Genomic DNA, 25,408 nt, shown 5'->3' on the forward strand with positions numbered 1-25,408 from the left:
GAGGAGCCCCCGGCACAAGAGGCTCCGGCGCAAGAGGCTCCTGCGCAAGAGGCGCCCCCGGCACAAGAGGCTCCTGCACAAGAGGCGCCCCCGGCACAAGAGGCTCCTGCACAAGAGGCGCCCCCGGCACAAGAGGCTCCTCCGGCACAAGAGGCTCCTGCGGCACAAGAGGCACCTCCGGCACAAGAGGCTCCTCCGGCACAAGAGGCTCCTCCGGCACAAGAGGCACCTCCGGCACAAGAGGCACCTCCGGCACAAGAGGCGGCCCCGGCAGCAGAGCGCCCGGCGATGGCGGAGCGCCCGGAGGCAAGAGAGGCCGCTGAGGCCGCCGAACGCCGAGGGATGACAGAGCGCCGCGAGCGCAGAGAGGCCGCTGAGGCGGCGGAGCGCCTAGGGGTGGCACAGCGCCGCGAGCGCAGAGAGGCCGCTGAGGCGGCAGAGCGCCTAGGGGTGGCACAGCGCCGCGAGGCTAGAGAGGCCGCAGAAGCCACAGAGCGCAGAGGCGTGGTAGAGCGTAGAGAGGCCAGGGAGCGGCTGGAGGCGACAGAGCGCAGAGCGGCCGCAGAGCGCAGGGCCACCAGAGAGGTGCCGGAGCGCAGGATCGTCCGAGAGGTACCGGAGCGCACGATCGTCCGAGAGGTACCGCGCACGCGCAGGATCGTGAGAGAGACGGTGGAGCGTAGAACCTTCCGAGAGGTACCGCGCACGCGCAGGATCGTGAGAGAGACGGTGGAGCGTAGAACCTTCCGAGAGGTACCGCGCACGCGCAGGACGGTCAGAGAGACAAGAGTGTTCAGAGGAGCACCGCGTACCATCACGCAGCGGACGCGGGTTACGAGGATCTTTTACGTGGGTCGTTCGTGACCAGTGAGAAACGACAGGAACGGGTCAGTCTCAGTAAGATCTGGGTCCGGCCCGTTCTCTCTATGTCCACACAGGTCATCGGCCAGTGCAGGTGACCACGTACGTTGACGGCCGCGACGACCGAGATCGCCGACGCCCACCACGCCGTCATCGTCTACACACGCTCCCGCATGCACCGCAACACCATCGACGCGGCCATCACCGAACGCGACCTCCGCGCCGACGACGCGGTGCTCATATCGGTCACCGACTACACCGAAGACACTCCGATCGGCGACCTCGTCGGCACTGTCCTCGACGCGGTGAACGAGTAACAATCACGCGCCTCCGGCGCGGACATCGCCTTCAAGATGGGCCAGAAGGTCATCAACGGTGGCTCCATAGGCTCGAGCCAACCGGATACCTCAACGTCCGGGAGAAGCCCGGCGAGCGCGTGGGCTCGCTCTCCCGTACGTTCCGGTGCAACCAGGTATGCCCCAGTCTGCCCCGCGGAGATCCCTCCACCAGGGAGCCCCGATACGCCCCCGCCCGATTCGGCTATTTCCCTTGAGCATCCCTGGTCGATACGCGGCGAGGCACTGCGGCAGCCGCAGATCCACCGGAGTACTGCAGCCGCGCAAGGCCGGGCTATCCGGCTTTGCGCTTGTCGAACTCGGCCGCGACTGCGTGGATGGAGCCCCGGCCCTCGAGCTCGACGCTCTTTCCGTCGGCCATGCTGATCGTGACCGGCTGCCAGCTCTTGCCGCCCTCGACCTTGATGGATGCGATGAGCTCCAGCGGAATCCGGCCGAGGTGCTCGCCGACCCGATTGAGCATCGGGTCGGCAGCCCACACGTGCAGGGCACTGTCGCTGACACCGAAGACGACGGCGGCATCGAGCGGAATGTCGGTCTGTTCGGTCATCTTCTTCGCCGCCGCGCGAGCGGCGGGCCTGGCGATCAGGTAGTTACCGAGCGGCGAAAGCATCCGCGCGGGGCTGAGCGCGGTGTCGACTCTGGCGTACGCGGCAGCGACGATCTCTTCGTCGCTGAGCTGCTCGGTCAAAGCGGCGGCCAGTTCAGCGTCTTTTGCGTGCATCAATACTGCCCTTCAGTCCGAGTTCGGGGTACAGGCCATCCCGCCGGGTGATTGGTGTGCGTCCAAGTGAGCGCGCGAACGCCCCCGCAGCAGTCCGCGCGCACAGGTCATTGCTGGTGGTCGCCGGGGTGGTGGTACGGCACCGGGCCTCCGCCGTCGCGGTACTGCAGCGCGCCGTGCAGAGCACGCATCCCAGAGCTCCCTCGTGATCGCCCATACCGCCAGCCTCGCGGCAGCGGGCACCTCACACGATCGGTGATCCGGTCATTCCCATGTCCACCGAACGGCGGACAAGCCGCCAACCGAGCCCGCGCCCGTCGCTGCCACCGTCGATCGTCACCGAAATCGTGTGGTCGGCGCGTCGCCCGGGCACATGCCACTGATCAGCTGGACTGGTCCAAGGCGGTGGTCGACAGCTCACACGTGCGGGCGCTGAAGGCTGCCCAAAACCGGTCCGAGGCCGGTCGACCGCGCCGAACCAGGCTCGAAAACACCTTGATCTGCGACGGGAACGGTATCCCGCTCGCGGTGACGTTGACTGCGGGCACCGCAATGACGTCATCCAGCCCATGCCCTTGGTCGATGCGCGCGGCAAGGTCGGGGGTCCACGACGGCGCCCGGACCGCCTGTATGCCGACCGGGGCTATGACCACGACGAATACCGGCGCCCGGTCTGAGGCATCCGTCGTATCCCCAGACAGCTTCGCGTGTCACCAAGGACCTCTCACGGGCACGCAAGGGACGTCTCGTCCTGGCGTCGGCCAAGCCCTGCACGGCTTGGAGACTCATGGTGAGCGAGATCTTGGAACGCGTGCCGTGCTTCCATGGGTTTGTGGAGGGTGCCCGAGGCGGCCGAGCCGTCGAGGTCGGGCTCAGCCTATGGAGCCGATATAGCGGGTGACGCTGACCCGGAAGTGCCCGGTGGCCCCCAACCGCCATGGCGCGTCATAGACGATCAGCCAGGAGTCCTCACCCAGTTGGTACACGTCCCTGCGCCCCACCTTGCGCCCGGCGGTCTCGGGCTGGTGCTGGAAGGCGATGTTCTGGCCGGTGGCCCTCGCCTCGGCCAGGTCGCCGCCAACCGGTTGTATCAGCGAGATGTGCCACGCCCCGTTGTGGCGCTTCTTTTCCTCCACGATCACGGCATACGGCGGAGCGGATTGGTGCGGGCCAGCATTCTGGGGCGTTCCGGGATGCATCTGACCATGGTGCCCGGCCTTGGCGTGGTGGGTCGTTATTCGCACGCTTCGTTCCTCCGGCTGCGTGGGTTGTCGGGGACGGACGTCGCCGTCGCGCCTCCCAATCGCGGTGCCGGGCCGTGGTCTCTTCGTCTAGGAACCGCGGTCTCGTCCAATGTCCTGGTCGTCGACGTGCTGCGGGGCGTCCAGGGCCTGGCCGCCGGTGCCACGGTCTCCGCCGGCTCGGCTGTGCTGGCGCACGCCACCTCGGGCGCGCGGCGAGTTCGCGTGTTCGGGTTGCTCGGCGCCAGTTTCGGTGGCGGCACCGCCGCCGGTCCTCTTGTCGCCGGCGCGCTCGCTCCACTGGGATGGCGGTCGATCTTCGTGGTGATCGCACTCGGAGCCGCCATAGCCTTCGTCGCTTCCCGGTACGCGCAGGAGTCGAGCGACCCGTCCACGCCTCGCCCAGACCTGCCCGGCATGGCCTGCTTCGGCGGCGCGCTGCTACTGCTGTCCCTGGGCTTCGTCAACAGCGGAACCGCCGGCTGACTGGACCCATGGACCGTCGCGGCATTCGCCGGCACGATCGTGCTGCTCGGCGCTTTCGTCGCGGTCGAGCTCCGCAGCAGCCATCCGATGTTCGACGTCCGCGTGTTCCGTTGTCCCGCGTTCACCGCGCTGATGTGCATGCCGTTCTCGGGGACGTTCGGCTTGGCCGCGTTGAACGTCTTCCTTCCCGTGTTCCTGCAGAGCGGCGGCGCCGGCCCGTGGCGCGCCGCAGTCGAGCTGACACCATTCGAGATCCCGGTACCGCTGGCTCGCTGGTCGCAGGTCCGGGCCTGATCGCCGCGGGAAGTTCCGGGCTCGTCGTGATGGATCGCGGCACCTCGACGTGGGTGTGCGCACTGCCGCTCCTGCTCTTCGGCGTTGGCGTGACCCTAAGTGCGCGCGGGAAAACGGTAACCCGCCCATCACCGAGCGCACCCTCGGACTTCCCGGCGCACGGGTGGATAAAATGAAGTTGATCAATGGGGAGAAAGCGTTTCAGGAACGGCACGTCGCTGGGCGGCATTTACTCCCCGGTGATGCCAGGGAGAAAAGTGAAAATGGTTTCCATTCGCACGCTCGTCGGCGTGGCCCTCGCCGTCGCGCTCGTGGCTGGGGGCGCCGCGGTCGCGGCTACGCAACGGGGTCGAGCGCCGCGCAACTCGCATGCCGCGACGGTCTCTTCACCCCCACCTGGCGCGGGCGGTTCCTCGTCCGTGGCGACGTCACCTTCACCGACGCCGGTTGACGCCTATCGGCTGAAGCTCAAGGGGCAATACCAGCAGACGAGTTACTACTGCGAACCGGCGTCCGCCGCGATGAGCCTCGCGACGTTCGGGGTCAAAGTGGACCAGAACACGCTCGCCAGAAAGATGAAAACGAGATCGACGGGTACGAAGATCTCAGACGTGGAGACGGTCATGGACAGCTATCTCTACAAGCGTCATTACAACGACACTGTGGTCGGCGACGTGTTCGACGCCCCTGAGATCCTGATGACGAAAGTCTCCTATGACGTCGGAATCCTGCGACGCGCGCCGATCCTCCAGGTCTGGTCGAAGCGCCTGCCCTGGGACCGGAGGGCCGGCAAGGGCGAGGAGCATGCGATCGTCGCATACGGTTATCAGATCTCCAAGGGGACCATCACCGTATTCGATCCGTGGGGGCCGACCGGCGGCACCCACACGATTTCGGCCAAGGCGCTCGCGACATCCTTTGCAGACCGCGCCGCAATGCACTACTTCGAGCGACTTTGATCCTCGACGCGTACCGAGTAAGCGTCGAAGCGGCTGTTCTCGGTACGTGCCCGCGCCTGACGACAACCGTGCGCCGCCGTCCCTGCTGAACGCGTCTTAGGTCGCGTCGGGTGCCTTCTGGACTGGGTGGACCGATATGTCCTGGGCTTCCGGCAGCCAATCGGTGGCTTCCCTTCCAAGCTGGACCGCGGCGGCCAGATGAAAGGCGGGCAGGGAAGATCGTCATCCAGATGGCATCAACGGATAAGGGGGCCGGCCCAAGGCCGGCCCCCCTTATCGGCGGGATGATCGGTCAGTGCCGAAAGGTGTGCGCTGAATCGAACTGGTAAGGCCCCACGAACCCGCCTTCGACATGAAGTTCGCTGACGCCGCCGGTGGTCACCGTCGGGGACTCGACACTGAAGCGCGTGGTGGTCTCAGTTTGCTTCTTAGCATTCCACCGGTGGTTCTTGTCGTCGTAGGACGTGATGCTGGCGACGGTCAGATAGGGCTGCTTGGAGTACTTGGCGAGTTTCACGGTCGTGACCCACGCCGTTCCGCACCGGCTCGAGGCCCAGACCTGAAGCGTCCCTCCCCGGATGTCATGCACGGAGTCGTCGCCGCCTGTGATCTTGTAGGAGGTAACGAGGTGAGGCTTGTACTTGCCGTGGGCTTTCGCGCAGATGCCGGCCATGCTGTTGGCGCCGGCCCGGCTTCCGGTGTCGGCGGAGGCCGAGACGGCGAACGCCGTAGCGGCCATGCCGCCTCCGATCGCGGTGGCGGCGATCAGGGCGGAGATACGGCGGGGGGCCTTCAATTCCATGGCGAGTTCCTTAGTCCTATGGACGCCATGAGCGTCCACGATCACATGAATCGGGAAGTCGGATGCGTATCGAACGAGCATCTCGACGTGTCGGCGTGAACGGCTGAGCCTCGTCGGGCGCCGCCCGGTGGCTCAGTTGTGGCGCCGTTCGGGGAGGAAACGGTGCGGGGGCAGGGTGCTGGCGACTTCGGTCTTCACCAGGGCGTTCTGGTAGTTCGCGGGTCCGGATGGCGTGGTGCTCCCGCGCTCTCCGAGATACCGGTAGCTGACCGGGTCGAAGATCAGCTCTTGCCAGCCGGCTCCGGTCTTCATTCGGACCGCGATCCCGGGGCGCCCGATGGCATCGCGGACGTTCTTCGACACGCTGATGCCGGGGACCGTCGCCGCCACGTCGAAGAGCGCCCCTCGCAGCTTGGGCGGCACGTAGTTCTCTACGACGTGATCGACGACGAAGCTCCAGGTCTCGTACCCCTCGGCGGGCCTCTTGGAGGCCGGCAGTTTGTCGGTGTGGGCGCGGATGTAGGCCTTCAGAGCCGCCGGATCGGTGGGCAGGGTGCGCAGGTACGCGGGCGTGCCGTTGAACGGCATGGGCGGTGCGCCTTTCGGGCGGTCCCCGTTCTGCAGCCGGACGTCACAGGTCGCCGTTCCGCTGCGGAACTGGCAGGGGTTGGTGCGGAGCAGTCCGACTTCGCTGCCATCGACCGAGAGCCAGGTCTGGCGGGTGTAGCGGTGATCCGCGATTTCCACCGATGTGACCTTGATGAACTGGTCGTTCCGCGCATGGAGTTCCTCGGTGCGGGCGGTTTTGGCGGCACGGCCGAGGACTTCGACGGCGCTCACCGGGCGCAGCCTCTCGGTGCGGGTCGACGTGGCGCCGGGCAGGATCGCGACCGCGGCCGTGACGGCCGCGGCGGTGCCGACCACGATCAGGCCGCCCATGAACGGCCGTCGCTTCCAGCGGATACCGCGTCCGGCGCGTGTACTGCCGGCTTTGGAAGCGGCCACCTCGGCGATCAATCGCTCGTGTCCCTTGGCCAGTGCGTCCGCCGATGGCGCGGGGACCTCGGCGCACATGTACTCCAGCTCGTTCATCGGTCGAGTCCTTCCGGTACGTCAAGGGGGTCGATCCCGCCGAACGCGGCGCGCATCTTCTTGCGCGCCCGGTTCAGCCGCGAGTGGACGGTGCCCGGCGAGACCCCCAACGCCGTCGCGATCTCCGTGCTGGTGAGCCCACCGGCCGCGGTGAGCAGCAGCACGTCGCGCTGACCGGGGTGGAGCCGGGCCAGTGCGGCGGCCAGCGAACGGCGGGTACCGGAGGCGCTGACCTGCTCGACCACGCGATCCGCAGGCGAGTCCATCGCCGGGTCGATGCCGGTACGGGCGATGGTCCGCCACATGCGGGCCTCGGCCTTCGCATGCTGCGCGACCAGATTCGTGGCGATCCCGTACAGCCATGGGCGTGCGTCAGGACGGCTCTGGTCATAGGACTCACGTTGCCGGAACGCGATCAGAAACGTCTCGGCCATCAGATCGTCGGCCATGTCCGTGCCGAGCCGGCGGGCCACATAGCGATGGATCGCTGGTGCGTGCCGCTCGTACAAGGCGGTGAACAGCTCGGGTTCGTGAACCGACGACGCGATGATCACCGCGTCGGTCTCACTCCCCACATCCGTGTCAATCATCGAGCGCCCTTCAAGACGGGGGCATGTCGCTCGTTATTGGCCTTACGTCGCCGATCGCTTCCCGCGCCGAAGAAATTCGCAAGTCCGCCGTCAGAAGGCCGTGGACGGGACGGCGACGAGCTTGATGAGGAAACGGTCGAGCTGTTCCTCCAGCGGTGGCCATGGCAGGTCCGGCTGGTTGACGCGCATTGATACGGCGCCGTGGACGGCGGCCCTCAGGTCGAGTGCCACCATCGCGGCGTCGTCGGCCGGGGCGAGCCCGGCGTCCATGCATTTCTGAACCGCGGCGGTGGTGCGCTCGGTCAGTTCCTGTTTGAAGTCCATGGCACGCCGCTGGTTGAGGGTGCTCTCGTGGAGCACTTTGTACAGGCCCGGGTGGCGCCGTACCCAGACGCCGAGGAGGTGGATCCGGGCGCGCAGCTTGGCCACGGGGTCGGTGGATGTGGACTCGGCCCGGTCGACGGCCTGGACGAGGTCTTGGTGAAAGCGCTGCAGGGCGGCGAGGACGAGCGCGTCCCGGTCCTCGAAGTGGATGTAGACGGACGTCGCGGCGATACCGACCTCGCGCGCGACGGCGCGCAGTGACAGCGCCTGGTCGTCGCCGAGCTCGTCGAGCATCCGGAGCGCCGCGGAAATGATGTCCTCGCGCAGCCGTTCGCCCTGGCCGCGGGGGTTGCGGCCGCGGGCGCCGCGTCGAGCGGGAGTGGTCGAGTCCATGGAGACGTATTGTATCCAAACAGCAGTATCGCTACAGTCGTAGCGCAACAGCTGTCAGCTAAAGAAGGAGCCGGCCATGGACACCACCTCTGCCGCCCGTCCGAGCGGATCGGGTCGTCCTGCGGATGCGCAGCTTGAACGCAACAAGCGGAACGTCCTGGCCTTCTATGAGGCCGCCATCAACGGCAAGGACTTCGCCGCCGCTTCCAGGCTCATCGGCGACCGCTACGTACAACACAACCCCTCGATCGCTGATGGCGCCGAGGGCCTCGAACGCCGCATCGAATTCATGAAGAAGGAATTCCCTGAGCTGCGGGCCGAGATCAAGAACATCTTCGCGGAAGGCGACTTCGTCATCGGGCACGTCCACGGGGTTCGTGTGCCCGGAGAACGCGGCACGGCCATCGTCGACATCTTCCGGCTCGATGGGAACGGAATGCTCATCGAGCACTGGGACGTGATGCAGGACATCCCGGAGCAAGCCGCGAACGAGAACGGCATGTTCTAACGCGAGAAAGCAGCAGTCACTTCCCCGCATGAGGTATGCGATGTCGATAGGTCGGCAGTGGGTGATCACCATCTACGCGCTCGGCTACGGCGGCCTGTTGCTCGTGGGCGGCCGGCTGTCGGACCTGGTCGGCCGCAGGCGGAGCCTGATGATCGGGCTGACCGGGTTCGCCCTGGCGTCCGCGCTCGGCGGAGCCGCCTTGGACCCCGTGATGCTGTTCACCGCACGGGCTTTTCAGGGTGTCTTCGGCGCGCTGCTGACCCCCTCCGTCCTGGCGACGCTCGCTGCCACCTTTCCCATGCCCGCCGAGCGCGGCAAGGCGTTCGGGATCTACGGCACCGTCATGGGCAGTTCCTCCGGCCTGGGAGTCGTGCTCGGGGGAGTGCTCACCGACTACCTGGACTGGCGCTGGTGCATGTACGTGAACCTGCCGATCGCCGCGGTGGCTGCGGCAGGAACGTTCTACGCGGTCCGTCCCGTGTCGCGCGCGGCGGGGGTGCGCGTCGACACCGCCGGAGCGCTGCTGGCCACCACCGGCCTGATGGCACTGGTCCTCGGTTTCGCCCGGGCCGAGACGGACGGCTGGAGCGCGGCGATCACCATCGGGTCACTGGCCGCGGGCGTACTGGTGCTGGCCGTTTTCGTCGTCGTGCAGAAGCGGATCGCCTGGCCGTTGCTGCCCTTGCGAGTGGTCCTCGACCGCCGTCGCGGCGGGTCCTATCTAGCGGTGCTCAGCCTGGCCGTCGGGATGTTCGCCACGCTGTTCTTCCTCACCTTCTACCTGCAGAACGTGCTCGGCTATTCGCCGGTCAGGGCGGGAATCGCCTTCTTGCCCCTCACCGTCGGGCTGATGGTGGGGGTCCGGATCGTCAGCCCGCTCCTGATGCGAGCACAAGTGTGGTCGCTGCTGTGTCCGGGGCTGCTGACCATCGCGGCGGGTCTGGCACTGCTCGGCCTCGTACCCGTCCACGGCGGCTACTGGCCGCACGTCTTCCCCGTCTTTCTCCTGGTCGGCCTCGGCACCGGATGGGTTCTGGTCACCGCCAACAGCACCGCGACCATCGGCGCCGGCGTCGACACCGCCGTGGCCGGCGCGATGGTCATGACATCGCAGCAGATCGGCGCGTCCCTCGGCACCGCTCTGCTCAGCACCGTCGCGGGCACCATCGCCGCCGACCACCTCCGTGCGCATCCCGGCGCCAAGACCGAGGCCGCCGTACACGGCTTCAATGTGGCGAGCCTCGGCGCGGCCGGGTTCCTCTGCCTGGCCGCACTCGCGGTCTTCCTCCGCACCGGCCGGGGCGGCTCCGCACCCTGACTCCGCTGCTCACGAACCCAGGTGCTGTACTGACAGATCGGGAATGCCGGTCTGGTACATTCCGCTGCGATGCGATGGCGGGACGGTAATGGCGGCAAATGGCGGCTCCGGCAGCGTCGCCTGGCCTGGTCGGCGAAGGTGCCCCTCGAGGCGGCCTCCGACATGATTCCCGGTGGCCTCGGTGATGATCCGATCTCTTTCATCATCGGCCTGCCGGGTTTGGCCGTCTTCCTCATCGTGCTGGCCTTGTGGCTGGTGGAGTTCGTTCTGCGCCTGCTCCTCACTCCGGTGGCCATGGTGTTGCGGCTGCTCGGCGCGATCCCCTACCGGCTGGAGCTGCTCCACAACGGACGTCATGTCGAGACCTACCGGGCGACCGGCCTTTCCGCGCTGTGGAGGGAACGCAAGCGGCTGGCCGCCGGCGGGGTCTACCGGGGGTAGCACGCGGGTGTAGCCGGTCAACGTCGCCGACGCGCTTGTAGGCCCCTCGCGATCACGCGGGGGGCCTTTTGACGTTCGGGGAGTCGTCTGGTGGAACGTCGTCTCGTCGGTTCCTCTACCTAGCACCACCATCGACCGGGGTCTGGACCTCCTGTGCCGATCGCCGGCAGGGCGCAAGCTGATCACAGGTCGCCGCTCATGCCGAGGCCTGATCAACCCCCAGCCCTCCCCGATTGGTCGTTGAACTAATGAATGACGATTTCCTCACCCGTCCGTTGACCGCCAGCAGGAAGCCCCGGCAGCGCGCCGTCCTGCGCATCGCCGCCGCCGTGTTGCTCGCCATCACCGGAATCCAGGCCGTGATCTGGCTGCTCATCGCCGTGCTCGGCGGGCACCTGGTCGAGCCCTGGTGGCTCTGGACGACGGGCGCGGGAGCCGCCCTCGTCGGTGCCTTGTCGCTGGTGACCGGCGGCCGTGACGGGTCCATGGCGAGCAACAGGGAGACGCGATGAATCCGCCGGTCCAGCTCAGGGATGTCGCCAAGCGGTACAGCGGAGCCGGCGGGGTGACCGCGCTCGCCGGGGTCACGGTCGACTTTCCGGAAGGCAGCTTCACCGCGGTCATGGGCCCGTCGGGCTCCGGCAAGAGCACGCTCCTGCACTGCGCCGCCGGGCTGGACGAGCCCAGCTCAGGGACGGTCACGCTCGTCGGCGTCCCGCTCGCGGGCAAGGACGAGACCGCACTGACCCGGCTCCGGCGCGAGCACGTCGCATTCGTGTTCCAGTCCTACAACCTGATGCCGGCGCTGACCGTCTGGCAGAACGTCACCCTGCCCGCGCGGCTCGCCGGGCACCGTCCGGACAGGGACTGGACACGGCAGGTGATCGAGCGGGTCGGCCTGGGCGACCGGGTGCGGCACCGGCCCGGCCAGCTGTCCGGTGGCCAGCAGCAGCGGGTCGCCATCGCCCGCGCGCTGGCGAGCCGGGCGGCCGTCACGTTCGCGGACGAGCCGACCGGCGCGTTGGACACCGCCACCGCGCGGGAGGTCCTGCTCCTCCTGCAGCAACTCGCCCACGCGGGCCAGACGGTCGTCATGGTGACGCACGACCCGGTGGCCGCCTCGTACGCCGACAACGCGTTGTTCCTGGTGGACGGGCAGATCGTCGAGCTGCTGCCGAATCCGGCCGCGGACGTCGTGGCCGATCGGCTCGCCGGGCTCGCCCAGCGGACGCCGTCCCGGGCCGTGGATTCGGAGGTACGGCGATGATCCGGCTCGCACTCACGACGCTCCGGTTCCGCGCAGGGGCGTCGGCGGCGATGTTGGTCGCGGTGCTCATCGGCACCGCGTTGCTGGTCGCGTCCGGCGGGCTGTTCGAGACGGCGATCCGGCTCAACGCCGACGCACAGCGGCTGGGCGGCGCGCCGATCGTCGTCACCGGCCCGGCCGGGTTCAAGCTTCCCGGACAGGGCGGGCAGCGCGCCGCCTACGCCGAGCGGAGCCGCGTCGATCCCGCGGTCGCCGCGCGGCTGGCCGGGACGCCCGGCGTCGCCGCCGCCGTCCCGGACGTCTCATTCGCGGCGGTCCCCGTGGTGGACGGACGCCCCGCCCGGGACGCCGTCCTCGCCGGGCACGACTGGGCCTCCGCCTCGCTCACCCCGTACGCGCTGCGCGGCGGCGCCGAGCCGAGCGGACCGGGCCAGGTCGTCGTGGACGCCGCGACGGCCCGGCGCCTGTCGGTACGTCCCGGTGGCCGGATACGGATCGCGGTGGCCGGTGTCCCGGAGACGTTCACCGTGACCGGGGTGGCCGTGCCCGCCCGGCACGTCGACGCCCCGGCGTACTTCTTCTCCGGCGCGGACGTCCGGCGCTTCCTTCCGCAGGGCGCGCAGGCCGACGCGATCGGGATCCGGCTCCGGCCCGGCGCACGGGTCGACGACGTGGCCGCGGCGGTGTCCGCGAGGCTGCCGTCCGAGCTGAAGGTCCGCACCGGGAGCGACCGGGGAGCGGCCGAGTTCACCGGCATCGACGGGGCCCGGCTGCCGCTGATCCTGCTGGCGGCCATCTTCGGCGGCATGGTGCTGGTGGTCATGGCGCTGGTGGTGTCCGCGACGATCAGCCTGTCGGTCCGGCAGCGGCGCCGGGAGCTGGCGCTGCTGCGTGCGAGCGGCGCGACGCCGCGCCAGGTGCACCGGATGGTGGTGGCCGAAACGATGATCGTCGCGGTCCTCGCCGTCGTGGCCGGGCTCGCGCTCGGCCGTCAGGCGGGCGACTGGATCTTCGCCGCGACGACCGGCCAGGGCGCCATCCCGGCGGCTCTGGACTTCCAGTCGGGGATCCTCCCGCCGGCCGCCGCCGCGCTCGCCGCGCTGCTGTCCGCCGGGATCGCCGCCGGGTTCGCCGCCCGTCCGGCCGCCCGCACCCGGCCGATCCAGGCGATCGCGGAGGCGGCCCTGCCGCCGGTCGCGGTGACCCCGATCCGCCGTCTGCTCGCCGCCGTCTTCGCGGCCGGGACCGTCGCGCTCGCCGTGACCACCATTTTCATGGGCCCGGAGACGGCGTCGGCGGTCGGCGGGCCCGCGGTTCTCACCGGCTCCATCGCGGTCGCCCTCTTCGGCCCGGAGCTGCTGCACCTGCTGGCCGGTCGGACGGCCGACCTCGTCGAACGCGCGGGCGGGTATCTCGGCGCCCTGGCCGCCATCAACCTGCGGGCCCGCGCGGGCCAGTTCGCGGCCGTGCTCACGCCGGTCACCCTGGGCGTGGCGATCGCCCTCGGTAACGTGTACTCCGCGACCACGACCCAGCACGCCGCCGAGGACGGGTACCTCCACCAGTTCAAGGCCGACGTCGTGGTCACGTCCTCGGTGGGCGGCGTCGCCCCCGCGCTGGTCGACCGGATCAGCCGGACGGACGGCGTCGCCGCCGCGTCCGCGTTGGTCACCAGCCACGGCTGGATCGAGCAGCCCTACGACGGCAAGGGCACCGACCCGTCGACGCTGTTCGGCGTCGGCAGCCAGGACACGGAGCCCGTCCTCACCGCGCCCGTCGCGTCGGGGACGATGCGGAACTTCACCGGCGACGTGGCGGCACTGCCCGAGCCCACCGCACGGCGGCTCCACATCAGCGTGGGCCGGCAGATCGTCATGCGGCTCGGGGACGGCGCCCGGACGCCGGTCAGGGTCGTGGCCCTGCTGCGCGACTCGTCCGACTACGCGGGTGTCGTACTGCCCGTCGGCCTGCTGGCCGCTCACACCACCGCGGCGCTGCCGACCCACGTCCTGGTCCGCGCGGAACCGGGGCACGACGCTTCAAGCGTGCGGAAGGCCGTCCAGGCCCAGGTCGGCGCGTGGCCCGGCGTCACCGTGGGCGACGACGGCGTGCTCGCCTCCACGGTCGAGCAGGGGCTCGACATCCAGTCCTGGATCAACTACCTGATCGCCTTCCTGGCCATCGCCTACGCGGCCATCGCCGCGATCAACACGCTGGCCGTGGCCGTTCTGTCCCGGCGCCGGGAACTCGCGGCGCAGCGCCTCGCGGGCGCCACCCGCCGTCAGGTGCGCGGGATGCTCCTCATCGAGAGCACGGTGCTGGCCGGGATCAGCCTCGTCCTCGGCACGGTGATCGCGGGATTCACCGTGCTGCCGATGGCGATCGCGTCCGGGTCGCTCCTGCCGTCCGGCCCGGTCGGCGTCTTCCTGGGCGTGACCGCCGCCGTGTTCCTGATCGTCGTCCCGGTGACGGCGCTGGCCGCGCGTACCGTGCTGCGCCCGAGGGCCGTCGACGTCATCGCGTCAGGGGCGGCCTGAGCCGTACGATCACCGGCTCAACCCGACCCCGGCCGCACGACGAGGCCGGGGTCGTCGGGTGCGGCGGCGATGAGGCCGGCGTACGGCGCCGGTGCCGCCGTGGCCACGGTCTCACTTTCCGCGGGCACCGCTCTCGCCGCTCGGCGGTGAAGGACGATCCCTTTAGTCGCGCCCAGGCCAAAGGCCCCTCGCGATCTCGCGGGGGGCCTTTGTAGGTGGCGGCACATGCCGAAGATCACGCCGGGACGATGTAGAGGTGGCTCATCGCCGACCGGTGGGTCGAGGAGGAACCGCGTCGGTCGGGCAGGCCGACGGCCGTGCCCTGCACCGCGCCGGTCTCGCCGCGTAGCCAGTCCACCCGTACGTAGGCGTTGAAGACCGGGGCGCAGCCCGGTGCCTTCGACACCGCGAAGTGCGGGGTGTTCAACGGCACCACGGCGTGGTGCACCCAGTACGGGATCGTCTTGGTGACGCTCGTCGAGGAGCTCGTGTGGCAGAGCTTCGTGCCCGCCGCGTTCCACTGGTTGACGATCAACGTGAACCGGGCGGTGGAGGAACCGGACTTGTTGCACGCGCCGGTGCGGTGGCACACCTGGTAGTCCACGTCGCCGAAGGCGCTGAGTTCGTGCAGGCCGGCCGGCGCAGTGGTGATCGGCAGCGAGGGCTGTCGTACGGTCCGGTGGCTCGAGTCCACCGGCAGGTCGCCGTAGGGCATCTCATAGTCGAGCGGCTTGCCCTTCGCCGCGTTGGCGACCGACGTGTCGGCGAACCGCAGTGAACCGCCCGCGAGCTGCACCGATGACGTCTGCTTGTAAAGCGAGGCGACCCTCGCGTACGTCGTGCAGGTGGCCGTCGTGGCCACGCCGGGGTGCAGTAGGAACCTGGTGACGATCCAGTTGTCTTCCCACTGCGGGTTCTTACCCGTGCCCGCGTAGACGTTCTGGCCCATCACCATGTTCTTACTGCCGCCGGGCCACGTACAACGCAGTTCGTTGTCCACCAGCGTTCGCACGGTGGCCGCGTTCGCGTGCAGAGACGAGACCACGTACGCGGTCTGCTTCGCGGTCATCGCCAGCCGTACGGTGCCGAGCGCCACGACGTTATGGTCGATCCCCGATTTCGGCGGCGGCGGGGCGGTGACCCGCTTCGCTTTGAACGTGACCGACGAGGAGGCGGCGGAAGCCGAGACCGGAGGGCAGTGGTCGGTGCACTTCTCACTGGCCTTCACCGGCGTGTCCACCGGAGTCTTCGAACTTTCCGGAGCCGGAGCCGGAGTCGCGGTGCCGGTGGGAGACGAAGCGGCGTTCACCGCGCCTTCTTTGCAACCGGTCAGGAAGATGCCCAGTGTCACCAGTGCGACCGCACCGAAGGTGGCTGTCTTCGTCGACAAAAGACTCTCCTCAATCCGTTGTCCGTGCTCCTGTGATCGTCCCACTCGTGGGACGCGGCGGGAGCCGGAAAAGTTCACGGATCGAAGACGGGTGCCTACCAATTGTGGCGTACGGACGCGCGCTAAGAGTTGAGGGCCAGCGTGGCGAGGTGGCGGGCTATGCCGTTGGTGTCGGTGTCCTGCACGTTGCTGAGCACGACCACCTCGATGTCGTCGTCGAGAAGGTACATGTTGCTCGCGGAATAACCCTGGAGAAGACCCGGGTGGTATCTGAGCCGGTGCCCTTCCAGCCGGTCGACGAGCCAGCCGAAGGCGTACGCGCTCGACGGCAGGTTGAGGCAGCCGCCGGACGGGCACGGCGCCTGGGGCGTGAACGCCTCCTTGACGATGGCCGGTGGCGCGACCAGGTACGCGCCGAACGACCGGTCCCAGTTGACGAGGTCATCGGTGTTGGAGAAGACGCCGGTCGCGGAGAACGCCTCGGAGCCGTTGGTGGGCGGGGCGGGCGACCCGAGCGTGAAGTAGCCCTTCGCGTACCCGGGCGGCGGATTCCCCCGGCTGTAGCCGGTGTTCGGAAGGTCCAGCGGGCCGGCGATCAGGTCGTGCAGGACCGCGCCGTACGGCTTGTGCGTCACCGACTCGATGATCGCGCCGGCCAGGATGAAGCCGGAGTTGGTGTACTTCCAGCCGGTGCCGGGCGGGAAGTCCAGTGGCAGGTTGATGAACCGCTGGATGATCTCCTGGGTGGTGGTCGGTTGCGAGAGCATGGCGTAGAAGCCGGGCAGGTTCTGGATATCGGGGATGCCCGAGGTGTGCGTGACGGTCTCGCGGACCGTCATGGTCCGCCACGCCTCAGGGCAGGCCTTGATGAACCTCGGAATGAGATACGGGCAGACCGGGTCGTCCAGGTGAATCCTGCAGCCGAGCAGCCTCAGTATGAGCGTCGCAGTGAACTGCTTGGTGACCGAGGCGAGCCGGAAGATCGTGTCCGGCCGGAGCGGAATGTGGGCCGCCTCGTCGGCCTCGCCGGAGGCGAAACGCGCCAGTACCTGTCCGCGCCGAACCACCTGTACCGATCCGGTGAATCCGTGCGCGGCCAGATTCTGCAAATACGCCTGCATCGCCGCGGCGGTCGGATCACCCGGCGGCGCCGGTGAGGTGGGCGGCGGTGGGGAGGCGACGAAGAGGTCGTCTTTGCAGCGATGCACTTCACTGACGCTTGTATTGAAGTTCCGGTTCCGGATTCTGGCGTGATGACGGTTCTGATCGATGTTGCGGCTGTTCGAACGACCACTGTCGGGTCCACAGCAACCACCGTCGGAAACGCCTTCTCCCGCTGTGGCCACTGCCGCAACGGTCCGAACAGCGGGGCATGCGGCGAGAACGACACTTGCGACGAGAGCCGAGCCGGACACGGCGATCGCCATGCTGTTCGGAAATCTCATGGGGCAACCGCCTCGGCCGAGATAGTCAAAGAGAAGGCGTGATCCGCTAGCGTCGTCCCCTTGGTCAACTCCCGCGAAACCGCGCGATGTGAGGCTTGGCGGCGAGCCGACGCTCTCGACGCGGGCTTTTTAAGCAAGCGTAAATTACAAGCATCTGCGTACTTGGACGCGGAAAGTCCTATTGCGATGATGTTCCAACGGTCGGGCTGCGGCGTTCCATGAAAACGACGTCGCGCCATCGGCCGTGATGTCGTCCGATGTGGTGGCGGGTACCGATTGTGCGGAATCCGGCTTTGGCGTGCAGGTGGAGGCTGGCGGTGTTCTCGGGGAAGATCCCGGATTGGATGGTCCAGACACCGGCCGTCTCAGTGGAGCCGATCAGCGCGTCGAGCAGGGCGGCGGCGATGCCCCGGCCGCGTGTGTCGGGGTGGACGTAGATGGAGTGTTCGACGACCCCGGCGTAGACGCACCGGCTGGAGACCGCGGTGGCGGCCACCCAGCCGAGGAGCCGGCCGTCGGCGATCTCGACGGCGACGTGCCGGTGGAGCGGGAGTTTCGCGGCGTCGAACGCGTCCCAGGCGGGAGCGGTGGTTTCGAAGCTGGCGTGGCCGGTGTCCAGGCCGGCCTGGTAGATCGCCAGGACCTGGTCGGCGTCGCCGGCGCGCATGGGGCGGATCGTGACGCCCGCCGGGGCGGCGGGCTTGGTGGCCCGGATGATCGCGGAGGTCAGTCCGGCCGCGACTCGGTGCGTGCGCGTCACCGTCGCGGTGGTGAAGCCGGCTGCCAGGAGCTGGTCGCGGTACTGGTCGCCGGTCACGGTGCCGGAGACGCATCCGACCTCGCGTTCAGCCGCCGCCCGTTCCGAGGCGTCCAGCCCTTCGTCGCTGATGATGTCGGTCACGCCGAGACGTCCGCCTGGTCTGAGGACGCGGAAGGCTTCGGCCAGGACGCGGGGTTTGTCGGCGGACAGGTTGATGACGCAGTTGGAGATGACCACGTCGACCGATCCGTCCGGCAGGGGGATGTCCTCGATGTGGCCGGCCAGGAATTCGGCGTTGTCGATGCCGGCTTGAGCGGTGTTGGCGCGGGCGAGGACGAGCATGTCGGAGCTGGCGTCCAGGCCGTAGACCTTGCCGGTCGGGCCGGTGCGCCGGGCGGAGAGGATGACGTCCAGGCCGCCGCCCGAGCCGAGGTCGAGGACGGTTTCTCCAGGGATGATGTCCGCGACGGCGAGCGGGTTGCCGCATCCCAGGCTCGCGCGGGCCGCGCCGGGTGGGACCGGTTCGTCGGCGGCGTACGAGGCCGCGCCGAGGCAGTCGCCTTGCTCGTCGCCGCGCATGGCTTGGCGGGCGAGGCCGGAGTAGCGGTCGACGACCTCGGCGCGTTGCCGGTCGATGTCGTCACGGGTCGCGTCGGTCATCGCGATTCACCTGTCTCGCACGTCGAGGCGTCGGGTTGTACGGGGACCGGGCTTCCCATGACGACGTCCGCGGCCGTCGGGAAGCAGCTCACGCAGTTCTGGTTGATCCGGTAGTAGCGGGCGGTCCCGCGCTGGTCGACCAGGACGAACCGGACCTCGGCCAGGACCTTGAGATGGGCGGAGACGGTGGACTGTCCCACGTCGACCGCGTCCACGATCTGTCCCACGGTCATCGGCTCACCCCGGCGCGCGAGGAGCGAGACGATCTGGATCCGCGTGGCATCGGCCAGCGCTTTGAACCACGTCGCGTACTCCGCTGCGGTCGCCCGATTCAGTACCTCATCCATCGTTAATCGACGATAAGCGATTAAGTCTCGCCTGTACAGCGCACGGGGACGAGTTCGGCGAGGAGGGCCTTTACACGGGCGTCGATCTCGTCGCGGATGAGGCGTACCTCATTGACGGTCTTGCCGGCGGGGTCGTCGAGTTGCCAGTCGAGGTAGCGCTTGCCGGGGAGAACGGGGCAGGCGTCGCCGCAGCCCATGGTGATGACGACGTCGGCGGCCTGGACCGCTTCGGCGGTCAGCGGCTTGGGGAACTCCTTGGTGAGGTCGAGGCCGAGTTCGTCCATGACGGCGATGACGGCGGGGTTGATGGTGTCGGCGGGAGCGGAGCCCGCGGAGCGTACGAGGACGCGCCCGGCGGCGTGGTGGTCCATTAGCGCGGCGGCCATCTGGGAGCGGCCGGCGTTGTGGACGCAGACGAACAGCACCTCGGGAAGGTCGGGCACCAGGACTCCTTCAGTGGTCACGCCGGAACCAGTCCGGTGGCCTGCCGGGGCCCGAGGATCGCCGACAGCCGCTGCAGCACCTGCGGGTTGATCCAGTAGTAGACCCAGGTGCCCCGGCGTTCGGAGTCGATGAGTCCGGCCTGTTTGAGCACCTTCAGGTGATGGCTGATCGTCGGCGCGGTCAGTTCGAAGGCGCTGGTCAGGTCGCATACGCACGCCTCCCCGCCGTCGTGGCAGGCGATCAGTGACAGGAGCCGTAGCCGTACCGGGTCGCCGATCGCCTTGAACAGCGGGGCCAGCTCGTCCGCCTCCGCGGCGTTCAACGGCTCGCGCGCCAGCGGCGCGCAGCACGCGCCCTCGGACACGTCCACGACCGGCAGCTCCTGCTTAGACATGGCTCTAATTTGACATATGTCTAAGCAGAGCGCAAACTGGCGCCGTACCACTGATTCGAAGTTTGTCTAAGCAGAAGGTCGACGGCGGCTCGTCCGACCGTCCTGGCCCACCGCCCCTGAGGGAATCACCGTCGTACACCGAAAGGAACGCCCCATGTCACGTGTTCAGCTCGCTCTGCGGGTCGCCGACCTGGAAGGATCCGTCACCTTCTACTCCAAGCTGTTCGGCGTCGAGCCCGCCAAGCGCCGTCCGGGCTACGCGAACTTCGCCATCGCCGAGCCGCCGCTGAAGCTCGTTCTGATCGAAGGCGAGGCCGGAGAGGCGACGCGGATGGATCATCTGGGCGTCGAGGTCGAGGACGCCGAGCTGGTGACCGCCGCAACCCAGCGTCTGAAGGACGCCGGCCTGGCCACCTTCGAGGAGAACGACACCTCCTGCTGCTACGCCCTCCAGGACAAGGTCTGGGTCCACGGCCCCGGCCGGGAGCCCTGGGAGGTCTACACGGTCAAGGGTGACGCCGACACCTTGGAGAAGGCGGCGGTGCCCGTCGACGCCGCATCCGGCGGCTGCTGCTGACAGGCGAAGGGGGCGTGAGTGTGGCGACCTGTGGCGACTCGCGCCCTCCAGCCCGGCGCCGGTCGGCCGGAGAGATTCGCTAGTATGTTCGAATTGTGCGTGATGTGGGATGGTTTGCGCCGGTCGTCCGCATCAAGGGCCGCGGCCGGTACGCCTTCCTCCTGGCCTGGAGACTCGACAAGCACGGCAAGTGGCACGGACATGTCGCATGGCTCGTTCGTGAGCAGGTCCTGTGGAAGGGCGTCGACGTCTGGATGCGAGCAGAAGACCTCGAACAGGTCCAGGGGCAGGACTACCGCCGGGTCCCCCGCAGGTTCGACGATGACGTCCCCTTCTGAGACCAAGCCGCGACCAGTTCACCGCGAAGTGTCAGACATTCGACGGGTGGGGCTGGCTCTACCTCACGTAGAGGGCTGACTCCAGTGTGCCTGTGGTGACGCGTCACTAGCTTCGCCAGCATGAGGATTTCCAAGCCCGCGGCCGCCATCGTCGTCGGATCCGCACTGGTGTGCCTGGCGCTGCCCATCGCACCGGCCGCCGCGGTGCCCGTCGCATCATCGGTCCCGCCGCCGTCTCGGTCGACGTTGGTGCAACAGGCGGGCAGGGTCGTCGCGGCCGGTGTGCCGGGCGTCAACATCGAGACGCGCGATGAGCGTGGCGTCCAGTCCGTCGTGGCCGGTGTGGGGAATCTCCGCACCAGCGAACCGCCGCGGCCCTCCGGCCCGTTCCGTATCGGCAGCGTCACCAAGTCGTTCACGGCGACCCTCGTGCTCGGTCTCGTAGCGGAGGGCCGGATCGACCTCGATGCCCCGATCGACCGCTACCTCCCGGGGGTGCTGCCGTACTCCGAGCCGATCACCGTCCGTCAGTTGCTGCAGCACCGAAGCGGTCTGTTCGACTACGGGAGCGTCCTGTGGGCGAATCCGGAGCTCGTCGCCCGGTCGCGATACCGGGACTACGCCCCGGCCGATCTCGTGCGCATCGCCACGCGGAAGCCGCTGCAGTTCACCCCCGGCAGTCGGTTCCTGTACTCCAATACCGACTACGTCATGCTCGGCATGCTCGTGGAGAAGGTCACCGGCGACGGTTACGCACACGAACTGTCCCGGCGCGTGTTGGCCCCGGCCGGGTTGCGGCACACCTACCTCGCCGGACACGATCCGCGTCTGCGGCAGCCGTCCGCACGCGGGTACGAGGCCGTGCGTTCTTCGACCCGGTTGACGGATCTGACCGCCTACAACATGTCCGTCGCGTGGGCGAGCGGCGACATCGTGTCCACCACCCACGACCTGAACCTCTTCTACTCGGCCCTGCTCGGCGGGCGACTGGTGCCGCCCACCCTGCTTCGCCAGATGCAGCGGTCCGAACCCGCCTTCCCCGGCTTCGAGTACGGTCTGGGCCTCGGGCACACCGAGATGTGCGGCCGGCAGGTCTGGGGCCACGTCGGAGGCGTGCCCGGGTACGGCACCTACAGCTTCACCAGCCCGCAGAGCGCACGCCAGATCACCATCTCGGTCAACCGCAGCCTCACGCTGAGCCCGGCCGCCGAAGACGAGATCAACGCGCTCATCGCCGATGAGTTCTGCGGCGACCCGGCCGAGCGATGAGGCCTCCGCCGGGCCGCCGGCGCGAGACTCGCTCAAGGCGCTCGACTGGACAGTCACACAAGTGTCGGAATACATCACTGAATACGGGGGATCCCTCGGTCGCACCGGCACAGCGCAGCCAAGGAGTGAGTGTGATGGGGTTGTTCGCCCGTTCGAAGCGAAGAGGCCGCACGAATCACAAGCCGACCTGGCGGGAGCGCCGTGCCGCCGAGCGGACCGCCCGGGCCGAGGCCCGGCTGCGGGAGACCGAGACGAAGATCCACGAGATGGCGGACGAGGTCCGATCCGACCTCCACCGATCCGCCTGAACGACCGCCGTACGATCCCAGCCGACGGCTACGGCGTCGGCTGGGTCTTCGTCGCGTTGAGGACGGCGTCGGTCTGGGCCTGGACGCAGCCGGTGGCGAACTCCAGCGCGCTCTCGTCTTCTTCGTAGCGGCGTTTCGCCTCTTCTTCGCAGTCGGTCACCGCGGGGTCCGCGTGGGCCGTGCCGTACCGGTAGCCGCTCCTCTCCGGGTCCTGGCCGGGGCCGGCGTGCGACAACAGACTCCGCCCCGCTATCAAGACGACGACGGCACCGAACAGCACGGCGACGACGATGGTCAGGTTGCGCCACAGCGGGCTCTCCGGCGATCGGGGCGCCGGCGGCACGCCGGGCGCCTCGGCGACGCGGCTGGGGACCTGTTCCCGCGACCGTACGATCGCCCTGATCACGAAGCAGGCCAGCACCGCCGCGATGACGGCGAACAGCGACATCAGCGCATAGACGACATCGGCCGCCTCGGTGGCGTGGCTCAGGGACAGCAGCGACGCGAGCAGCTCACCGCCGACGTTCCCCACCAGGAAGCAGCCCCACCACACGTTGATCAGGACGTACGGCACGGGGCGGCCGGGTTCGCTTGCCTTCAAGACATCGATCACGATGCGACGGGGAACCCACAGGCTCATCACCGGGATCACCCAGCCGAGGACGACCCACGGGATGCTCCACCTTTGGGTGGCACCTCCGACGGCCTCCGCGTTACGCCGGGCCCGCAACAGGAACACCAGGAAGATCGTCCCGGTGACTGCGACGCTCACCAGCCGCACCGCGTTCAGCACGCCCATGGCGGTGGGAGACGAACGCTGATGGAGCCGTACGAACAACTGGACGATCTCCACCGCCGCGACGACGGCGAGTCCCATCGTCGCCGCGAGGGCGAGGCCCCGGAGAGGGCGGGGCGAATCGGCGGCGACGGACATCAACGGCTCCGGGTCATGGGCGAAGAGGCGTCCGAATCATGGCGGAGGCGCCTACTTCCGGGCAATGGAACGGCTCCGTACTGCGGGAAAGTCACCTGTAACGAAACGCCGGGTGCCGACACGGTAGGGGTGACCGCGGCGCCGGCCGGCGACCCGCTCGACGCGTCGATCTTCGTCAGGGCGCTCCTCGACCAAGGAGAGCCACTGACATGAAGACCCATCCGACCGACGACACGGTCCGCGGGGTCGCCCGCGTCCACGACGATGAACTGCGGTGGCTCGCCCGCCGGCCAGCCGCCCGCGCCCTGCTCGACGACATCACCGCGCTGCCGTCCGGCCCACCGGCACGGCCGGGCCGAGCGCGTGGGCACGCGAGCCGCCGGCCGCTGATCGTGAGCGCCGTGGCGTACGTCGTCGAAGGACGCCGCGCACGGCCTGGCGGGCATGACGGTGGCCCGGGCGGAGGCCGCGCTCGCCCGGAAGGGTCTGCGCGTGGGGAGGTACAACGTGTACTGGCCGCAGTGGGGCATCTCCCTGCCGCGCACGCGCATCCCTTCGCGCTGGAAGGTGAGCGACGACGGCGCCGACCCGTACTCTCCCGGCACCGTGCTGCTGCCGATCGATGCCCAGGGCCCGATGCCGCCCGACGTGGTGGCCGAGATGAGACACGAGGCCACGGCGAGCCCGACCGTCACCCCGACCTCCTCGCCCTGACGACCTGGTGCGGTCGCCGGCCGGGATCGGCGTCTACGCTCAGCACGACAGGCGACAGAATCGGGGGTCACTCATGCTTACGGCCGTCGCCACCGGCGTCGATGAGCCGCTCACTCTTACCGAGCGCGAGGTGCCCGAACCCGGGCAGGGCGAGGTGCTGGTCAAGATCACCGCGTGCGGAATCTGCTACACGGACCTGGACCTGCTCCAGGGCGAGTGGCCCATCGCCCGGTTTCCGGTCGTTCCCGGGCACGAGATCACCGGCGTGGTGGCCGCCACCGGTCCCGGCGTGTCGTGGCCGGAGGTCGGTGTCTCCGTCGGTGCGCAGTTCCTCGGCGACTCCTGCCGCCACTGCGACTACTGCGTACGCGGGGAGCAGATCCTCTGTCCCCAGAAGCGCATCACCGGCATCGTCATGGACGGCGGTTACGCCGAATACGCCGTCCTCAAGGCCGACTTCGTGACCCCGCTGCCGGAGGGGCTCGACCCTGTCGCCGCGGCGCCGCTGATGTGCGCGGGCCTGACCGCCTTCAACAGCCTGCGGCAGGCCGGGGCCACCGCCACCTCGCGCGTCGCGGTCATCGGCGCCGGTGGGGTGGGCGCGCTGGCGGTCCGCTACGCCGTCGCCATGGGGGCTCGCGTGGCGGTCATCGGCCGGTCGCGCCGGGGCGAAGCGGCGGCCAGGGAGATGGGCGCCGAGCGGTTCATCGCCACCCAGGACGCCGACCCGGCCGAGGCCCTCAGGGCCTGGGACGGCGGCGCGAACGTGATCCTCAACGCCTCCCCGTCCACCTCGGCCGCCGCGGCGACGCTCACCGGCCTGGCGCCCGACGGCACGCTCGTGCTGTGCGGATACGGTCCCGAGCCGCTGACCCTGCCCACCCAGCCGATGGTCCTCAACCGGCTGCACGCCATGATCAACCCGTCCGGCTCCCCGCACGACGCGCGCGACACCCTCGCGTTCTCGGCGGCGCACGGCATCCTGCCCGAGTTCACCCCGATCGGGCTGCGCGACGCCAACGGGGTGCTCGACGCCATGGCCAAGGGCCAGTCCGGCAAGCGGTCGGTCATCACCTTCGGCTGACCGCCGCCGGCGGCTCAGTGGTAGAGCTGGTACTCGTCCAGGTAACGCGACCAGAGGCCGTCCGCCTCCGAGAAGGGCGCCGGATCCCAGCGCTGCGTGTCCGCACGTACGACGTTCTCGGCCTGCTCCCAGTCGTCCGGCGACGGCAGTTCCGCACGCCGCGTCGGCGCCTCCGCCATCACCTTGTACAGCACATAGGCCAGCGAGGACAGATCGCTGTTGATGAGCTCATAGCCGGCGTCCCGGTCGGGATCGCCATGCCAGATCGTGCCGTCGTCCAGGCTGACGAAGGCGCGCCCGGTCATCATCCAGCCGAGCTGCTGCAGCCGCGCCTTCGGGGTGTCGACCGGCTGCGGCACGTCGTCCCGTTCGGTGACGCAGTCGTCGGGGATCTCCGGGTCAGGGTCGATCAGGGAGGCGAACGGCCGGAACAGCCCATCGGCGTGGCAGACTCCCACCTCGGTGGCGAACCGCAGGTCCACGGAATCGTGCCTACAGACACCCATGTTTATTAATCGACGAGATGTCCTCGTCTGTGCTCACCCGCCACG

Annotated in this window: 31 protein-coding genes and 1 pseudogene; 18 read left to right on the top strand and 14 right to left on the bottom strand. The window is 68.8% G+C overall.

Annotated elements, in window-relative coordinates:
- Positions 1-288: 288 nt before the first annotated feature.
- Positions 289-864 carry a hypothetical protein gene (locus tag QSK37_RS33685; RefSeq protein WP_285629375.1) on the top strand — a complete coding sequence of 192 codons (576 nt, stop codon included), beginning with the start codon at positions 289-291 and terminating at the stop codon, positions 862-864.
- A 104-nt stretch (positions 865-968) separates the two neighbouring features.
- Entirely contained in the window at positions 969-1,178 is a 210-nt protein-coding gene (locus QSK37_RS33690) for a recombinase family protein (protein WP_285629376.1), read from the top strand.
- 313 nt (positions 1,179-1,491) lie between these two features.
- Here QSK37_RS33690 and QSK37_RS33695 read toward each other — a convergent pair whose 3' ends face one another.
- Entirely contained in the window at positions 1,492-1,941 is a 450-nt protein-coding gene (locus QSK37_RS33695) for a hypothetical protein (RefSeq protein WP_285629377.1), read from the bottom strand.
- Between the two features lie 408 nt (positions 1,942-2,349).
- Between QSK37_RS33695 and QSK37_RS33700 the strand changes: the two are divergent.
- Positions 2,350-2,609, top strand: a pseudogene (locus QSK37_RS33700) (transposase); the annotation flags it as partial.
- A 204-nt stretch (positions 2,610-2,813) separates the two neighbouring features.
- Here the strand turns inward: QSK37_RS33700 and QSK37_RS33705 are convergent.
- Positions 2,814-3,077, bottom strand: a complete 264-nt coding sequence (locus tag QSK37_RS33705) for a hypothetical protein (protein ID WP_285629378.1) — start codon at positions 3,075-3,077, stop codon at positions 2,814-2,816.
- A gap of 57 nt (positions 3,078-3,134) precedes the next feature.
- On the opposite strand from QSK37_RS33705, the gene QSK37_RS33710 reads away from it, so the two are divergent.
- The 3 genes from QSK37_RS33710 (at position 3,135) to QSK37_RS33720 (ending at position 4,921) form a co-directional block, all read left to right on the top strand.
- Positions 3,135-3,668, top strand: a complete 534-nt coding sequence (locus tag QSK37_RS33710; RefSeq protein ID WP_285629379.1) for an MFS transporter — start codon at positions 3,135-3,137, stop codon at positions 3,666-3,668.
- A gap of 39 nt (positions 3,669-3,707) precedes the next feature.
- Entirely contained in the window at positions 3,708-3,962 is a 255-nt protein-coding gene (locus QSK37_RS33715; RefSeq protein ID WP_285629380.1) for a hypothetical protein, read from the top strand.
- A 185-nt stretch (positions 3,963-4,147) separates the two neighbouring features.
- Positions 4,148-4,921: a C39 family peptidase gene (locus QSK37_RS33720; protein WP_285629381.1), complete on the top strand. Its 774-nt coding sequence runs from the start codon at positions 4,148-4,150 to the stop codon at positions 4,919-4,921.
- A 292-nt stretch (positions 4,922-5,213) separates the two neighbouring features.
- Here QSK37_RS33720 and QSK37_RS33725 read toward each other — a convergent pair whose 3' ends face one another.
- The 4 genes from QSK37_RS33725 to QSK37_RS33740 form a co-directional block, all read right to left on the bottom strand.
- The gene (locus QSK37_RS33725; protein ID WP_285629382.1) at positions 5,214-5,723 is read right to left on the bottom strand and encodes a hypothetical protein; all 510 of its coding nucleotides are present in this window, start codon (positions 5,721-5,723) and stop codon (positions 5,214-5,216) included.
- Between the two features lie 132 nt (positions 5,724-5,855).
- On the bottom strand, positions 5,856-6,797 hold the full coding sequence (locus tag QSK37_RS33730; RefSeq protein ID WP_285629383.1) for a CU044_5270 family protein: 942 nt from the start codon (positions 6,795-6,797) through the stop codon (positions 5,856-5,858).
- A gap of 14 nt (positions 6,798-6,811) precedes the next feature.
- The gene (locus QSK37_RS33735) at positions 6,812-7,405 is read right to left on the bottom strand and encodes an RNA polymerase sigma factor (protein WP_285629384.1); all 594 of its coding nucleotides are present in this window, start codon (positions 7,403-7,405) and stop codon (positions 6,812-6,814) included.
- Between the two features lie 90 nt (positions 7,406-7,495).
- Entirely contained in the window at positions 7,496-8,122 is a 627-nt protein-coding gene (locus tag QSK37_RS33740; RefSeq protein ID WP_285629385.1) for a TetR/AcrR family transcriptional regulator, read from the bottom strand.
- 76 nt (positions 8,123-8,198) lie between these two features.
- Between QSK37_RS33740 and QSK37_RS33745 the strand changes: the two genes are divergently transcribed.
- The 6 genes from QSK37_RS33745 to QSK37_RS33770 all read left to right on the top strand — a co-directional run bounded on the left by QSK37_RS33745 (position 8,199) and on the right by QSK37_RS33770 (position 14,193).
- Positions 8,199-8,630, top strand: a complete 432-nt coding sequence (locus QSK37_RS33745; RefSeq protein ID WP_285629386.1) for a nuclear transport factor 2 family protein — start codon at positions 8,199-8,201, stop codon at positions 8,628-8,630.
- A gap of 40 nt (positions 8,631-8,670) precedes the next feature.
- On the top strand, positions 8,671-9,948 hold the full coding sequence (locus tag QSK37_RS33750; protein ID WP_285629387.1) for an MFS transporter: 1,278 nt from the start codon (positions 8,671-8,673) through the stop codon (positions 9,946-9,948).
- Positions 9,949-10,017: 69 nt separating this feature from the next.
- Positions 10,018-10,389, top strand: a complete 372-nt coding sequence (locus tag QSK37_RS33755) for a hypothetical protein (protein ID WP_285629388.1) — start codon at positions 10,018-10,020, stop codon at positions 10,387-10,389.
- A gap of 248 nt (positions 10,390-10,637) precedes the next feature.
- Positions 10,638-10,901, top strand: coding sequence for a hypothetical protein (locus QSK37_RS33760; protein WP_285629389.1), 264 nt, complete (start codon positions 10,638-10,640; stop codon positions 10,899-10,901).
- Positions 10,898-11,656, top strand: a complete 759-nt coding sequence (locus tag QSK37_RS33765; protein ID WP_285629390.1) for an ABC transporter ATP-binding protein — start codon at positions 10,898-10,900, stop codon at positions 11,654-11,656. Before QSK37_RS33760 ends, QSK37_RS33765 begins: the two co-directional genes overlap by 4 nt.
- The gene (locus tag QSK37_RS33770) at positions 11,653-14,193 is read left to right on the top strand and encodes an FtsX-like permease family protein (RefSeq protein ID WP_285629391.1); all 2,541 of its coding nucleotides are present in this window, start codon (positions 11,653-11,655) and stop codon (positions 14,191-14,193) included. The genes QSK37_RS33765 and QSK37_RS33770 overlap by 4 nt, the downstream gene beginning before the upstream one ends.
- Before the next feature lie 235 nt (positions 14,194-14,428).
- Here the strand turns inward: QSK37_RS33770 and QSK37_RS33775 are convergent, their stop codons facing one another.
- From QSK37_RS33775 to QSK37_RS33800, 6 genes are all read right to left on the bottom strand, one after another.
- Positions 14,429-15,583: a hypothetical protein gene (locus tag QSK37_RS33775; RefSeq protein ID WP_285629392.1), complete on the bottom strand. Its 1,155-nt coding sequence runs from the start codon at positions 15,581-15,583 to the stop codon at positions 14,429-14,431.
- Positions 15,584-15,705: 122 nt separating this feature from the next.
- Positions 15,706-16,791, bottom strand: coding sequence for a serine hydrolase domain-containing protein (locus QSK37_RS33780; protein ID WP_285629393.1), 1,086 nt, complete (start codon positions 16,789-16,791; stop codon positions 15,706-15,708).
- A 415-nt stretch (positions 16,792-17,206) separates the two neighbouring features.
- Positions 17,207-18,448, bottom strand: a complete 1,242-nt coding sequence (locus tag QSK37_RS33785) for a GNAT family N-acetyltransferase (protein WP_285629394.1) — start codon at positions 18,446-18,448, stop codon at positions 17,207-17,209.
- Positions 18,445-18,795 (bottom strand): ArsR/SmtB family transcription factor, encoded by a 351-nt coding sequence (locus QSK37_RS33790; protein WP_285629395.1) that lies wholly within the window; start codon positions 18,793-18,795, stop codon positions 18,445-18,447. The genes QSK37_RS33785 and QSK37_RS33790 overlap by 4 nt, the downstream gene beginning before the upstream one ends.
- Positions 18,796-18,815: 20 nt before the next feature.
- Positions 18,816-19,238, bottom strand: a complete 423-nt coding sequence (locus tag QSK37_RS33795) for an arsenate reductase ArsC (protein WP_285629396.1) — start codon at positions 19,236-19,238, stop codon at positions 18,816-18,818.
- Between the two features lie 17 nt (positions 19,239-19,255).
- Complete coding sequence (locus QSK37_RS33800; RefSeq protein WP_285629397.1) at positions 19,256-19,633, bottom strand: ArsR/SmtB family transcription factor; 378 nt, start codon at positions 19,631-19,633, stop codon at positions 19,256-19,258.
- A 154-nt stretch (positions 19,634-19,787) separates the two neighbouring features.
- On the opposite strand from QSK37_RS33800, the gene QSK37_RS33805 reads away from it, so the two are divergent.
- The 4 genes from QSK37_RS33805 to QSK37_RS33820 all read left to right on the top strand — a co-directional run bounded on the left by QSK37_RS33805 (position 19,788) and on the right by QSK37_RS33820 (position 22,125).
- A complete protein-coding gene (locus tag QSK37_RS33805) occupies positions 19,788-20,210 on the top strand; it encodes an ArsI/CadI family heavy metal resistance metalloenzyme (protein WP_285629398.1) in 423 nt (140 codons plus the stop codon).
- A gap of 104 nt (positions 20,211-20,314) precedes the next feature.
- Positions 20,315-20,548, top strand: a complete 234-nt coding sequence (locus QSK37_RS33810; RefSeq protein ID WP_285629399.1) for a hypothetical protein — start codon at positions 20,315-20,317, stop codon at positions 20,546-20,548.
- 120 nt (positions 20,549-20,668) lie between these two features.
- On the top strand, positions 20,669-21,817 hold the full coding sequence (locus QSK37_RS33815) for a serine hydrolase domain-containing protein (protein ID WP_285629400.1): 1,149 nt from the start codon (positions 20,669-20,671) through the stop codon (positions 21,815-21,817).
- 134 nt (positions 21,818-21,951) lie between these two features.
- On the top strand, positions 21,952-22,125 hold the full coding sequence (locus tag QSK37_RS33820; RefSeq protein WP_285581998.1) for a hypothetical protein: 174 nt from the start codon (positions 21,952-21,954) through the stop codon (positions 22,123-22,125).
- Positions 22,126-22,153: 28 nt separating this feature from the next.
- On the opposite strand, the gene QSK37_RS33825 is transcribed toward QSK37_RS33820, so the two are convergent.
- Positions 22,154-23,059, bottom strand: coding sequence for a DUF4328 domain-containing protein (locus QSK37_RS33825; RefSeq protein WP_285629401.1), 906 nt, complete (start codon positions 23,057-23,059; stop codon positions 22,154-22,156).
- Positions 23,060-23,503: 444 nt separating this feature from the next.
- On the opposite strand from QSK37_RS33825, the gene QSK37_RS33830 reads away from it, so the two are divergent.
- The gene (locus QSK37_RS33830; protein ID WP_285629402.1) at positions 23,504-23,773 is read left to right on the top strand and encodes a hypothetical protein; all 270 of its coding nucleotides are present in this window, start codon (positions 23,504-23,506) and stop codon (positions 23,771-23,773) included.
- A 73-nt stretch (positions 23,774-23,846) separates the two neighbouring features.
- Complete coding sequence (locus tag QSK37_RS33835) at positions 23,847-24,857, top strand: alcohol dehydrogenase catalytic domain-containing protein (RefSeq protein ID WP_285629403.1); 1,011 nt, start codon at positions 23,847-23,849, stop codon at positions 24,855-24,857.
- A 14-nt stretch (positions 24,858-24,871) separates the two neighbouring features.
- Here QSK37_RS33835 and QSK37_RS33840 read toward each other — a convergent pair whose 3' ends face one another.
- Positions 24,872-25,339, bottom strand: coding sequence for an SUKH-4 family immunity protein (locus tag QSK37_RS33840; RefSeq protein ID WP_285629404.1), 468 nt, complete (start codon positions 25,337-25,339; stop codon positions 24,872-24,874).
- Positions 25,340-25,408 lie beyond the last annotated feature (69 nt).

Source organism: Actinoallomurus iriomotensis (genome assembly GCF_030269445.1).
GTDB lineage: Bacteria > Actinomycetota > Actinomycetes > Streptosporangiales > Streptosporangiaceae > Actinoallomurus > Actinoallomurus iriomotensis.

What these genes read in the sequence shown, in the direction of transcription:
- QSK37_RS33760 (WP_285629389.1), top strand. Translation starts at nt 10,638, where the DNA reads ATGAATGACGATTTCCTCACCCGTCCGTTGACCGCCAGCAGGAAGCCC.
- QSK37_RS33820 (WP_285581998.1), top strand. Translation starts at nt 21,952, where the DNA reads ATGGGGTTGTTCGCCCGTTCGAAGCGAAGAGGCCGCACGAATCACAAG.
- QSK37_RS33710 (WP_285629379.1), top strand. Translation starts at nt 3,135, where the DNA reads ATGCATCTGACCATGGTGCCCGGCCTTGGCGTGGTGGGTCGTTATTCG.
- QSK37_RS33750 (WP_285629387.1), top strand. Translation starts at nt 8,671, where the DNA reads ATGTCGATAGGTCGGCAGTGGGTGATCACCATCTACGCGCTCGGCTAC.
- QSK37_RS33825 (WP_285629401.1), bottom strand. Translation starts at nt 23,059, where the DNA reads ATGTCCGTCGCCGCCGATTCGCCCCGCCCTCTCCGGGGCCTCGCCCTC.
- QSK37_RS33740 (WP_285629385.1), bottom strand. Translation starts at nt 8,122, where the DNA reads ATGGACTCGACCACTCCCGCTCGACGCGGCGCCCGCGGCCGCAACCCC.
- QSK37_RS33695 (WP_285629377.1), bottom strand. Translation starts at nt 1,941, where the DNA reads ATGCACGCAAAAGACGCTGAACTGGCCGCCGCTTTGACCGAGCAGCTC.
- QSK37_RS33785 (WP_285629394.1), bottom strand. Translation starts at nt 18,448, where the DNA reads ATGACCGACGCGACCCGTGACGACATCGACCGGCAACGCGCCGAGGTC.
- QSK37_RS33815 (WP_285629400.1), top strand. Translation starts at nt 20,669, where the DNA reads ATGAGGATTTCCAAGCCCGCGGCCGCCATCGTCGTCGGATCCGCACTG.
- QSK37_RS33835 (WP_285629403.1), top strand. Translation starts at nt 23,847, where the DNA reads ATGCTTACGGCCGTCGCCACCGGCGTCGATGAGCCGCTCACTCTTACC.
- QSK37_RS33725 (WP_285629382.1), bottom strand. Translation starts at nt 5,723, where the DNA reads ATGGAATTGAAGGCCCCCCGCCGTATCTCCGCCCTGATCGCCGCCACC.
- QSK37_RS33735 (WP_285629384.1), bottom strand. Translation starts at nt 7,405, where the DNA reads ATGATTGACACGGATGTGGGGAGTGAGACCGACGCGGTGATCATCGCG.
- QSK37_RS33720 (WP_285629381.1), top strand. Translation starts at nt 4,148, where the DNA reads ATGGGGAGAAAGCGTTTCAGGAACGGCACGTCGCTGGGCGGCATTTAC.
- QSK37_RS33765 (WP_285629390.1), top strand. Translation starts at nt 10,898, where the DNA reads ATGAATCCGCCGGTCCAGCTCAGGGATGTCGCCAAGCGGTACAGCGGA.
- QSK37_RS33770 (WP_285629391.1), top strand. Translation starts at nt 11,653, where the DNA reads ATGATCCGGCTCGCACTCACGACGCTCCGGTTCCGCGCAGGGGCGTCG.
- QSK37_RS33805 (WP_285629398.1), top strand. Translation starts at nt 19,788, where the DNA reads ATGTCACGTGTTCAGCTCGCTCTGCGGGTCGCCGACCTGGAAGGATCC.
- QSK37_RS33800 (WP_285629397.1), bottom strand. Translation starts at nt 19,633, where the DNA reads ATGTCTAAGCAGGAGCTGCCGGTCGTGGACGTGTCCGAGGGCGCGTGC.
- QSK37_RS33790 (WP_285629395.1), bottom strand. Translation starts at nt 18,795, where the DNA reads ATGGATGAGGTACTGAATCGGGCGACCGCAGCGGAGTACGCGACGTGG.
- QSK37_RS33830 (WP_285629402.1), top strand. Translation starts at nt 23,504, where the DNA reads ATGACGGTGGCCCGGGCGGAGGCCGCGCTCGCCCGGAAGGGTCTGCGC.
- QSK37_RS33685 (WP_285629375.1), top strand. Translation starts at nt 289, where the DNA reads ATGGCGGAGCGCCCGGAGGCAAGAGAGGCCGCTGAGGCCGCCGAACGC.
- QSK37_RS33745 (WP_285629386.1), top strand. Translation starts at nt 8,199, where the DNA reads ATGGACACCACCTCTGCCGCCCGTCCGAGCGGATCGGGTCGTCCTGCG.
- QSK37_RS33755 (WP_285629388.1), top strand. Translation starts at nt 10,018, where the DNA reads ATGCGATGGCGGGACGGTAATGGCGGCAAATGGCGGCTCCGGCAGCGT.
- QSK37_RS33730 (WP_285629383.1), bottom strand. Translation starts at nt 6,797, where the DNA reads ATGTGCGCCGAGGTCCCCGCGCCATCGGCGGACGCACTGGCCAAGGGA.